A 10,187-nucleotide genomic window follows, 5' to 3' on the forward strand; every position below is an offset into this window, starting at 1 on the left:
AAAAGCCTCCCTTTCGAGAGGCCTTTGAATCATCAGCTCATTCAAATGCCAAGCAGTTTTATGAGTTTACGGCCTAGACTGAAAGCGGTCAGTCGATAGCTCCAGCGCCTCGCGTCGGGTGATCTGTTCATTGCGCCCAGCTTTGGCTTGCACCTTAATCCTGCTCGTATGGGCACCATATCATCCACCGAACTAGTGGGGGCTGTCTTCAAGCACATCGACATCCCCCTATCACTCCTATTATTCACCCAACCATTCCGTCTTCTACCGGTCCGTCGTCACGGATGTTCCAGTTTATCGGCTCTGTTGGCAGCCATGGTGTGCCCCAAACCAATTGGCACAAAACGCTTGTCTCCGCGCTTGGCATAGCTGGCAAACGCCGTTTGTAACTGAAACGGAAATCTTGAATTTGGCAACGTTTATGCGGAAACGCGCAACGCTTTTCTGAGGTTTTGAATCGGATTAATGCAAATTGTCTCGATTTGAAATGCGTTGCGGGCAAATTGGGATGACGTGCAGACACGTTGTGGTACGTTGCGGGCAACTCATGACGACATACGCAAGACGTAAATCAATTCTATAAAATCCATTTACCTTACAGCAATGAATATGGCGTCAAACGGCGTTTGAATCTGGAGGACTTACCTGGGGAAAACGCCTGTCGATCAGATTCTTTTGCTCTACGCCCCTGACGCTCCCTCGAACACGGTGGGATCGTTCTGCATCGGTTCCCGGCTCTCAAACGCCGTTTTTCGATGAATCGGATATATCCGGTTTCGTAACAGTTTTCCGGATGCCCGCAACGTTAATCCAAAACCTGGAATCGCAAGACTGCAAATTATCCTGATGTGATACGCTATGTGGGTACTCTGAAATACGGTAGAGGCACATCAAGTTGCCCCACCGGCAAATCAAATCAGCGTCTCCCAAGGCATCACGATCGGAAATGCCGCCCCTTTACCGCAAGGCGATCGGCAGGAGCGTGACCAGGAGCGTTTCTGTGCCGATCGTAGCATTTCCGGGAGACCTGCCACACTGGCATGTAGAGTTGTGCCAGATTTTTACATCGCCATAGACCCCCTACGATTTCATCAACGGCATGAATCGATCAGCCCGGATCGATTCATAAAATGCGTTGGACGCTCCCCTCGCAATGCCGGATTCTGCTGATATGTTGAACCAGCCTTCGCTTCCGATACACTTTCGTAAAATCGATCCACGCAACAACATGCGACGCTTCTACACCTTATCGGTTCAACCGAATTTATTCGGTGAATGGTGCGTCATGCGTTCGTGGGGGCGGATCGGAACACTTGGACAATCCGTGCAGCAAACACTCCTGGACGAAGCATCCGCCAACGCACTTCTTCGCAAACTTGTCGCGGTTCGTCGCAAACGCGGTTATCAGGAAGTCGCCTGACTTCTTTGCAACAGATAACCGAATTGCTCCAGCCTCTGGTTCACGCGCTCGATGAATACTTATCCTCAAGCAGCCATTCTTGAAATCTTCGCGATGCGAGAACGGGCGGCTTTGCCTTTACGATCGAGATACTCTGCATAAAGACGAAGAGCGGCACGCAGATCCGATCTCGTCCGGACCGTCAGTGTTTCGAACTCGGCATTCAGTTCCAGCCGGGCCAATTCCAGTCCTGTATCGAAGAATGTTCGTCCACTTAAAAGACGGCGCGCCCGGTTGACCTGCGATTTGACATTGCGTGCGGATTGGGGCGAGCGCCCCGCTTCCATCATCCAGTTCACGAAACGGCCTTCAACTTCGGGAATGCTTTGACCGTTCTCGCGCGCGAGGATGACACGACCGATCGCTTCGGCCAGTGGAGAGGGCACGGCGTTGGCAATCATTTGATGAATATCCTGTCGTGTCGCGCCCTTCCACTGCCAACCATCCGGAAAACCCTGTAGCATTGCCAGCTGTCGGGTCGTCAGCATCGCTGCCTGCGAGACTGGAACCGGATCTGCAGGATGGGGATTGTTCAGATAGCGATCCGTCAGCCGTTCCCAGGCCGTACGCGTCACAGTGGGAAACGGTTCGTGGATACCACGAACTCCGCGTCCGGCGCGAAAAGGCCGCGCATAGACCCAGCCTTCCGGAATATCCAGTACGTCGCTGATGACTGTCTGGCGTTCCGATCGCGCCTTAACAAGGCTTGAATCGAGGAACCCATGCCGTTCTCCCAGACGTCCGATAATGAACAGACGTTTGCGGAGTTGTGGAACACCATACCAGGAAGCGTCCAGCTTGCACTCGCTCAATCCGTATCCGGCCCGCATTAGCATTTTGCGCCCATCCGCCCACGCTTCGGAGCGGGCTGCCTGTGGAACGTTTTCCATCACAAACCATTGTGGTCTGGCGAGGCAGACGAGCATTGCAAAAGCCCGCGTCAACGACGCGTTTTCTCCTTCCACCCGCTTGCCCGCAACCGAGTAATCCTGGCATGGCGGTCCGCCAGCGATCAGATCCGGGGCCATTCGGGCTATCGCAGGCGCAACAGCGAAAATATCTTTCAGGTCGTGTTTGTGAACATATTGCCCGACATTATGACGGTACGTCTCGACGGCGGGATCCCAGGCATCATATGCCCCGACCACTTCGATACCTGCACGTTTCAACCCAAGAGACATACCCCCTGCCCCGCAAAACAACTCAACCGCCCGCAATCCGAATACCCCACGCCCCATATTCTCACGGACATATCCGTTACATCAGAGAAAAGCGGATCACATCGGCCATTTGCCTTCTTCCACACCATTTAAAAAGCTACTCTTTATATCTCTCCCTTTACCGACGAACTCGACGGTTAATAACGCCAATTGAACCGATCAGCTTTCGAGCCCGGCTTTTCCTATGCAAATGACCAGATGCGATGAAACAAGACAAGAAATTGTTCGTCATGGAAATCAGAGAAAACGCGGTCCATCGGGCAAGACGAAATCGATTAGAAGTACCGCGAATTCCGAGATACAAGCGCAACCGCTCGTAGAGAACAGGATGGATCTGTTCTGGAACAAGATGCCCTCAGAACGAGAACTGTTCATTGCCGCAAACTACGTTTCCGAGCGCACCAAACATTGTTTCGGTTTGGCTATCTAAATGAACTTTTCTAATCAGGAGAATCCGTTTATTCGTGGTTTCATGAAGTCGATTGAATTATTTGCCGGTGCCGGCGGCTTGGCGATTGGATTACACGAGGCGGGTTTCCGTCCCGTGAACGTGATCGAATGGGATCGCTATTGCTGCGACACTATCCGGCAGAACAAAGCTCGTGGCATCAAGGTCATTGGACAATGGAAGCTAACGGAAGGTGATGTCCGCGCGATCGATTTCTCCGTCTACGACGGCAAGGTAAAACTGATTTCCGGTGGGCCGCCCTGCCAGCCCTTTTCGCTTGGTGGCAAGCACGGTGCCTACACAGACGCTCGCGACATGTTCCCTGAAGCGATAAGGGCGGTACGCGAGGCTCGGCCCGGAGCGTTTATTTTCGAGAACGTCAAAGGGCTCACACGCGCCACTTTCCGCAATTATTTCGAATATATCCGACTTCAACTCGAACATCCCGATATACGCCCGCGCGAGGAGGAGGCTTGGCTTGATCATCTGGCACGCCTTGAGCAGCATCATACGAGCGGTAGCCGCAGTGGATTGAATTACCGCGTGGTCGTGCATCTGGCGAATGCCGCGAATTACGGTGTTCCCCAGAAGCGCGAACGCGTTTTCTTTGTCGGGTTTCGCGAGGATCTTGGTCTTCGGTGGAGCTTTCCCAAGGAAACACATTCACGAGAAGCTTTAATCTGGGACATGGTCCATGGCGATTACTGGGATCGTCACCGCGTTGCGCAGCGACACCGGATTTCAGCTTCATCGATGATCGCGCCATCGGAAAAACCGGTCGGTTTCCAGCCATGGCGCACGGTTCGCGATGCCATCGCCGATCTGCCGGATCCAGAAAAGTCACCTCAAACCGCGTCTCATATCCTCAATCATCGTTTTCAGCCAGGCGCGCGTTCCTATACCGGACACACTGGCAGCCCTCTCGATGAACCAGCCAAGACGCTAAAGGCGGGCGTGCACGGCGTGCCCGGCGGCGAGAACATGATGCGCCGACCGAACGGTAGTGTGCGTTATTTCACCGTGCGCGAAAGCGCCCGGCTTCAAACTTTTCCAGACGAGTATATATTTCACGGCACATGGACAGAATCGATGCGACAGCTCGGTAATGCCGTGCCCGTTCGTCTGGCGCGTACGGTGGGGGAGGATATTGCCCGGCATATCCTGGACGCTACGGCATGAACATCAAACCCTACAATCCACTCGATAAGCTGAATCTCGCTCGTAGCATAGAGATGGAAATTCTTCAGCGACCGCCGAGCCAGCTGGCGGAGGTGGATGACATCAGAGGTGCTGGTGTCTACGTTATCTACTATACCGGCACCTATCCCGCCTATGAAGCGCTGGCCGTAGAAAATCGTGGCGATGCCTTTCGGAAGCCAATTTACGTCGGCAAGGCTATCCCCAAGGGTGGGCGTAAGGGCGGTTTGTCCAAGGATGCAGGAATTGGTAAGGCACTAGCCGACCGGCTCAAGCAGCACGCCATGTCCATTGACGAATCCGAAAATCTCGACCTCGCCGACTTCTTCGTGCGCCATTTGGTCGTCGACGATATCTGGATCCCGCTCGGCGAGAACATCCTCATCGAGAGCTTCAAGCCGATATGGAACCGCGCGATTGACGGTTTTGGCAACAAGGACCCCGGTAACCGTCGTAAGACACAGTTCAAGTCTCCTTGGGATGTTCTACATCCGGGACGTTCATTCGCTCGCAAACTGGCTGATAGTCCCGCGACAGTAGATTTTCTCATCCAGCGGGTTAGCGATTATTTCGCAGGTCGGCCTCTCGCAAGGCTTCCCAAGGCCGTGGAAGAACAGGAACGCGAAGAACAGACCGAAGCTGAGGAAAGTGCCGACGACGTGTAAACAATGTAGTCGCATGGGGGTTCTGTCGCAAAAATTTCAGAAGATTAAGAACGACCTTATGTCTTGACGCAATTATCCTGCGGGCTCCTCGAACACCTGGAATGACGAACGGTTGTCATTTGCGAATTGGTTCTTGCGGATCATATGCGCCACTTCAATGCCAGCAATGGTCGCCGATGCTGAATGAAACGCTTTGAAGCCTAACATGTGTTTGGTGATCCGCTTGATGAAGCGATGATCCTGTTCAGGTATTTAACCTGCAGGATTTCAATCATCTTGCCCGTGCCGGTGATTTTCAGGATGTGATTGACAGCCTGTGCGTCAGCCAGGTTGGCACCGCTTTTATCGATGACGACCTTGTGCGGAACGCCATTGCTTGCGATGGCTTTCTTAAAGAAGCGCCTCGCCGCCCCGAGATTTCGGCGCCCAGAGAGCATGAAGTCAAGGGTTTGGCCTCCACGATCAAGTGCCCGATAGAGATAGGTCCAATTGCCTTTGACCTTGATATAGGTTCTTTAATTGATCGTTAGCGCTCGGTGAGTTTGTCGCATGTATCGGCCGCCTGCAAGGTTCTTTTCGAAGTCATCCCACTTGGCGCTTCATCTCGGCATCCAAGGCGCCGGTTTCCCAAATGTCTCATTCGCGATGCATTGGCTCGCATGTAGATCAATCGGGTTCATCCGGTCGCCTGCCGCTGCAACCGATACGGCAACTCTCGCCAGCACGTTCCCCGCGCAGCTTTCTAATCAGGCTCCCCTTAGTTCAAACTCTGTGCCATCTTTCCAGATGGCGTGCCGACAAGCCAACAAAGCAATCCCGCGACCAGGCCCGAGCCCAGAATTTGGCTTATTCGCGATAGACGTTTCCAACTCATGGCTGTGCCTTTAGAACCGGGCCAAAGCAGTGTCATATCGAGACGAGACTCCCGCTTGCCTTCATTCCTGAAAACAGGAGCTGGCGGATTGAAAAGGTCCCTCCCCTCGCCTTCTGTGTCAGAGATCGTAGATATCCGCCAGGCGAATTGATGGCCGATAGTTTCTGCAGGATCCAGGCAATAGCGGTCGAAGCGGTTTCCGGCCCCATGAAACAGATCGCTTCCTGATAGGCTGATTGACTGATGCCGAGAAAGCCTGAGACGATACGCGAGGCGTCGAGAAGCTCACGCCATGTGCCAATTCCGTTCGCACCATACTCGCGAATATCTGGACAGGATCGAAGCACCTGGTCGAGAGAAATGGATGGCGTTAATTCGCCAGAAGTTCCTTCTTCCGGCATCTCAGAAACTGGTATTTCTGCGGAAGGCGCGTTCAAATCAATCTTTTTGCTATTTTGAGATTCAAAAAGGGATTCTGGCAGGGATTCATTATGCTGCCGCTCAGATTGGGCGACGCTGCCGCTCATTTCCGGAACAATCCCTAGTGTTTTCAGAGCGATAGCCAATTCACCACGAATGGCTTCAAAATTGGCCTTGATCGCGGACAGTTCATCAAGAGATGCGCGGCGAGAGATAGCGTCGACAATGGCGCGGAAGCGAACGAACAATGCTTCGAGACACTCACTAAGTTCACCCGTTTCTTCGGCCCTATCCGCAAAGGCTGACGCAATGTCTCGGCGCATGACGGACACTTCGTCGCGAAGACGCTTCAGTGCTTTCTGATCGGCGAGAATCTTATCCGCGATAGCAGCAATTTCAGAGGCGCGCTGGAGCAATGGTGCAAAGGAAAAGCCGAAAGCAAGCTCGACGCCGCCTTCCCTGTCCTTATGAGCATAGCGTTTACGCGTCGGGCTATCTTTGCGCGCAATGATCCCAGCTTCAATAAGGGCCGCCAGGTGTCGGCGCAGTGTAGATTCCGGCATGCCATGGGCACGCAGCGAAAGCTGTCGGTTGGATGGGAAAACGACAAGGCCGCTTTTCTCATGCAATTCTTCATCAGGCAGAAATGACAGAAGCGAGCTCAGCACGGCAAGACAACGATCGTTCAGGCCGAAGTTAGCCTTAGCCACGCAGAGCTGTTTGTAGAGCGCCCATCTGTTTACGCCCCTCCCCTGTTTCGGCTTCTCATGCCGCTCAGAATTCTGGGCAAACATCTTCATTCGCCCACAAAACGCGGACGTGTCAGTCTTCAGAATTTGCATTCCCTCTCACCTTTCAAAAGGCAAAAGAAATCCACCCGCCAAAAAGACGCTTACGACTCTTGACACTGATTCATGGAAATGCGATTCTCAGACTTGCTACAGATTGAGAGAGGCTTCCACGCGGTGACGTTTTGGGGGCCTTTTTCTTTTGGTCGTTAGTCTCCATTCTTACCGGCAACTGATTGGCTAAACTCGTCGTAAAGTGTATCCATTCTACCTGTTAGCCAATCTGCAAAATCATTTGCATTTCTGTTTGTTAGTTCAATCGCAACCTTTTTAGCCCGAAGGTTCATTGATAGATTTAAAGAGCCGTCTTTTGACACCCAATTGTTAACCTGGGCGCGAGCATTCACATTCGTGGGGCTCGATGATTTAGCCGTGGCGAGGTACTCGAAGGCCTTTTGGAAACGTTGGTTACTATCGAGCGATCTCATGTTGTCCGCGGACAACACTAGAATAAGCCCCTCGGTATCGCCTATGGAAATTAGATCGCCGAACTCCATCCAACGACGTCTACCGATTTCAGGAGCAGCACCAATCAACTCGATAACTTCGGACGAAATCAGCTTAACGACTGACAGCATTTTCGAAACTGCGGCTTTGTCAACAGCAAGTGCCGACATTATGACATCTCGCGCAAACCCTTTTATCTCTAGGCGTTCAGCGAACAAAGCTCGTTCGATAAAAGATAGATTAGTACGAGCATTATTTTCCTGACCCTGATTGATGACCAACTGTTCATCTGTGAGATCGCGTACGATCGCTCGAACCTTAATCCCAATAATTTTAGCCGCTGCTAAACGTCGGTGACCAAAGGCTACTTGATATCGCTCTTGGTTTGCCGGGTTTGGCCGGACAAGAATGGGTACTAGCTGACCGCTTTCACGAATTTGCGCTACGAGTTCAGAAAGTTGGGTTGAATCAATTTCAAGACGGTCCGATACGAAAGATCCGTCAACCAAGCTCGGATCTAACTCGACGATCACTTGTCCTTCTGAAAGCCGTTTTTCGAGTTCGTCGACGCGTTCGACCTTTTGAGTAATGTTGGTCAAAGACTTTGTAATTCCGCCCACTGGAGCGCTTCGCGCAGTAGGCACAAAGCCGGATAAAGGCCTCGACCTTGTGATATCAGAATCGATCGCCTGCGGAGACTTTGGGTCAGTATCCAATGATACGCCGATAAGATTCTTACGTGCCATTTGTTACTTCCTTCCCCAGGTAGCCCTCAAAAGCATTTCGATTTCTCCGTTGACGGCATTCAGTGAATCCATCGCACGATCATAGGTGCCTCGAGTGAATTGTGACCGTTCCACCTCGTAAAGGGTCTGCTTAGTCACTCCGGCATCAGAAATTGCAGTAGATTTCAGCATGGCGTTTTGGAGCATCCGATTACCAAATATAGCTCTCATAAAACCCGTCATCTGACTTTGCGGACCATCGTTAGGTTCGTAACGGGTCACGAGATAACGCATCCAGTCATAACTTGTTCTGCCACCGGCTCTTTCCACGACCGCCATAAGTTCACTCGTCATTGCGAGAAACTGGCTCATAGACATGACGTCGAGCATCTGAGGGTGCACGGTGATCAACACCCCTGTTGCAGCGCATAGGGCTGACATTGTTAGAAAGCCTAACTGTGGGGGGCAATCGATCACGACGACATCGTAAATACTTTCAATATCGGAGATAACCTCCCCTATTCGAGCAAAGAACATGCTTTCCGCACGCCCCGTTGTGATCGCCTTTGGCGTCTCGTGTTCGAATTCCATCAATTCCAGGTTTCCTGGAATGACATGGAGATTAGGCGTATAGGTCGCGCGAACGATCTCTGTAATGTTGCGCGGATCTTCGTATCGAATAGCTCCGTAAAGAGTTTCACTTTCACCAACATCCAATTCAGGTTGGTGTCCGAAAAGTGCTGAAAGAGATGCTTGAGGATCGAGATCTATCGCTAAAACACGATATCCACGTAATGCAAGAAACTGCGCAAGATGCGCTGATGTCGTGGTCTTCGCTGATCCACCTTTAAAATTCATAACAGCCAACACTTGGAGCTTTTCATTAGCTCTACGTGTTGGGACATACTTGGGTGCGCCATTCTTCTCGTCTAAGGAATAGCGAATACGATCCATATCGTCCGGCGTGTACATACGTCGACCATTTGCCATTGGTTCGGGGCCATGACCTTCCGATGCTACCTGTCTAAGGTAGCCTTCACCGATGCCAATGTAAGCTGCTGCCTCAGACGGAGAAAATTGGCGAATGGTTTTTTGCGATGTTGGCGGGAAAATTTTTTGCTGATGAAGTTGGAGTTGCCGCGACAATTCTTGCGAATCCGCTGACAACAGAGTCGGAAGATGTTCCTGTTGATCCATCAGGTTATGACTTGTTAACATTTGAGGCCCTTCAACTTCGCAATTGATTTGAATTCATCAATAACTGCGAAGTTCACAGTAAGCCCGATTCGTAAACATTTTACAAACGATTAACTATGGAGCGATCAGAGTTGTCCGCGGACAACTCCGAGGTTGCTAAAGCCGTGCATCTCGACAAAACCGATTACTGTCTCGGTACGGGGTCTAAATTCTCTAAATGTCCACGAGAAAACTGGCTCAGTACATATCGTTGTATGGCTCTTAGGTTTCTCCAACTGTTCGGGCGAGCTCGGAAAGCGTGCTGGATCGCGGAGTTTTTTCGTTATTTGCAGCACCGAGAATTCGAATAGGGAAGCAGACAGCATCTCGGCTTGAAGGATTGAGACCCTCTACAAAACGTTCGTCGCTTCGCGCTATCGCTTCGGCTTTCTTAAGTGCTCTGTTTAGCCCTATTTGCGTAAGAATGCCTTTTTCAACCAAGGCATGATTTATGGCAATAATTGCCATGCAAAGTCCTTCTATCTGCAGATTGGCTACGTTCATTTTTACCTCGTGTGGCTGGAGGAGAATAACGCTGCGCCGCTGTCTTTTGATCCATGGGTGGTCGTTTTGACGAATAGTCAAGAACTGCATTGGAAACTGAGAGCGTGCCGGGTGCTAGGTCAGTTTTCTTGGAGTCGTTATAAC

8 protein-coding genes and 1 pseudogene are annotated in these 10,187 nt (G+C 51.5%); 3 read left to right on the top strand and 6 right to left on the bottom strand.

Features of this window, described 5'->3' with window-relative positions:
• Nucleotides 1-1,171 precede the first annotated feature (1,171 nt).
• The gene (locus HWD97_RS23675; protein WP_113467925.1) at nt 1,172-1,420 is read left to right on the top strand and encodes a WGR domain-containing protein; all 249 of its coding nucleotides are present in this window, start codon (nt 1,172-1,174) and stop codon (nt 1,418-1,420) included.
• 65 nt (nt 1,421-1,485) lie between these two features.
• Here HWD97_RS23675 and HWD97_RS23680 read toward each other — a convergent pair whose 3' ends face one another.
• Nucleotides 1,486-2,640 (bottom strand): DNA cytosine methyltransferase, encoded by a 1,155-nt coding sequence (locus HWD97_RS23680; protein ID WP_371835752.1) that lies wholly within the window; start codon nt 2,638-2,640, stop codon nt 1,486-1,488.
• Between the two features lie 469 nt (nt 2,641-3,109).
• Between HWD97_RS23680 and HWD97_RS23685 the strand changes: the two genes are divergently transcribed.
• Together HWD97_RS23685 and HWD97_RS23690 are read left to right on the top strand one after the other, a co-directional pair.
• Nucleotides 3,110-4,306 carry a DNA cytosine methyltransferase gene (locus tag HWD97_RS23685; protein ID WP_235889908.1) on the top strand — a complete coding sequence of 399 codons (1,197 nt, stop codon included), beginning with the start codon at nt 3,110-3,112 and terminating at the stop codon, nt 4,304-4,306.
• Complete coding sequence (locus tag HWD97_RS23690; protein WP_024899748.1) at nt 4,303-4,989, top strand: Eco29kI family restriction endonuclease; 687 nt, start codon at nt 4,303-4,305, stop codon at nt 4,987-4,989. The genes HWD97_RS23685 and HWD97_RS23690 overlap by 4 nt, the downstream gene beginning before the upstream one ends.
• Nucleotides 4,990-5,061: 72 nt before the next feature.
• On the opposite strand, the pseudogene HWD97_RS23695 reads toward HWD97_RS23690, so the two are convergent.
• From HWD97_RS23695 to HWD97_RS23715, 5 genes and pseudogenes are all read right to left on the bottom strand, one after another.
• Nucleotides 5,062-5,495: pseudogene (locus HWD97_RS23695) on the bottom strand (transposase).
• A gap of 400 nt (nt 5,496-5,895) precedes the next feature.
• Nucleotides 5,896-7,125, bottom strand: coding sequence for a plasmid replication protein RepC (gene repC, locus HWD97_RS23700; RefSeq protein ID WP_371835753.1), 1,230 nt, complete (start codon nt 7,123-7,125; stop codon nt 5,896-5,898).
• 155 nt (nt 7,126-7,280) lie between these two features.
• Nucleotides 7,281-8,324, bottom strand: coding sequence for a plasmid partitioning protein RepB (repB, locus tag HWD97_RS23705; RefSeq protein WP_024899751.1), 1,044 nt, complete (start codon nt 8,322-8,324; stop codon nt 7,281-7,283).
• Nucleotides 8,325-8,327: 3 nt separating this feature from the next.
• Nucleotides 8,328-9,521, bottom strand: coding sequence for a plasmid partitioning protein RepA (gene repA, locus HWD97_RS23710; protein ID WP_024899752.1), 1,194 nt, complete (start codon nt 9,519-9,521; stop codon nt 8,328-8,330).
• A gap of 240 nt (nt 9,522-9,761) precedes the next feature.
• Nucleotides 9,762-10,043: a hypothetical protein gene (locus HWD97_RS23715; RefSeq protein ID WP_371835754.1), complete on the bottom strand. Its 282-nt coding sequence runs from the start codon at nt 10,041-10,043 to the stop codon at nt 9,762-9,764.
• Nucleotides 10,044-10,187 lie beyond the last annotated feature (144 nt).

Origin of the sequence: Ochrobactrum sp. C6C9 (assembly GCF_022627935.1) — a bacterium.
GTDB lineage: Bacteria > Pseudomonadota > Alphaproteobacteria > Rhizobiales > Rhizobiaceae > Brucella > Brucella teleogrylli.